Source organism: Rhodoferax ferrireducens (genome assembly GCF_003347515.1).
Lineage (GTDB): Bacteria > Pseudomonadota > Gammaproteobacteria > Burkholderiales > Burkholderiaceae_C > Rhodoferax.
This window is the reverse complement of the sequence record NZ_QEII01000214.1, coordinates 1-630: the sequence shown is the minus strand read 5'-3', so window position 1 is coordinate 630 and position 630 is coordinate 1. Positions and strand designations below refer to the sequence as shown.

1 protein-coding gene is annotated in these 630 nt (G+C 50.6%); it reads left to right on the top strand.

Translation table 11 applies throughout. The annotated features are described in order from the left end of the window. Positions 1-84 precede the first annotated feature (84 nt). Entirely contained in the window at positions 85-516 is a 432-nt protein-coding gene (tnpA, locus tag C5P05_RS03220; RefSeq protein ID WP_114968432.1) for an IS200/IS605 family transposase, read from the top strand. Positions 517-630 lie beyond the last annotated feature (114 nt).

Here is a 630-nt window from a genome sequence, read left to right as displayed (position 1 = left end):
CAGTAGAAGTTTGACGTATAAGTAGGTGTCCATCGCAGAAACTTCCAATCGTGAGCCGCCAAGCAAACGAAAGGAAAAAACTGGATGGACAAGATTGAGAGCCTAAATCACACGAAGTGGGACTGCAAGTACCACGTTGTGTTTATACCGAAGTTTCGGAGAAAGGTGCTGTACGGGGAATTGCGAAAGCATCTGGGAGATGTGTTTCGCACACTGGCACAGCACAAAGAGAGCCGAATTGAAGAGGGCCACTTGATGCCCGACCATGTGCATATGATGATTTCGATACCGCCGAAATATGCGGTGTCGAACGTGGTGGGCTACATCAAGGGAAAAAGTGCGATTCACTTGGCGCGCGTATATGCAGAGCGCAAGAGAAACTTTGTCGGACAGCACTTCTGGGCGCGAGGGTATTTTGTCTCGACGGTAGGACGAGACGAGGAAGTGATTCGCAACTACATCCGACACCAAGAGCAGGAGGATGAGAAGTTGGAACAGTTGGGGCTGTGGAGATAAGTTGCCACCGTTTCGGTGGCTCAAAGAGTAGGGGCCGCGTAAGCGTCCCTGTTTAGCCGCTTTGAGCGGCTCACATTTATGAAAACCTCCGGCTTTGCCGGAGGATGGTTATTT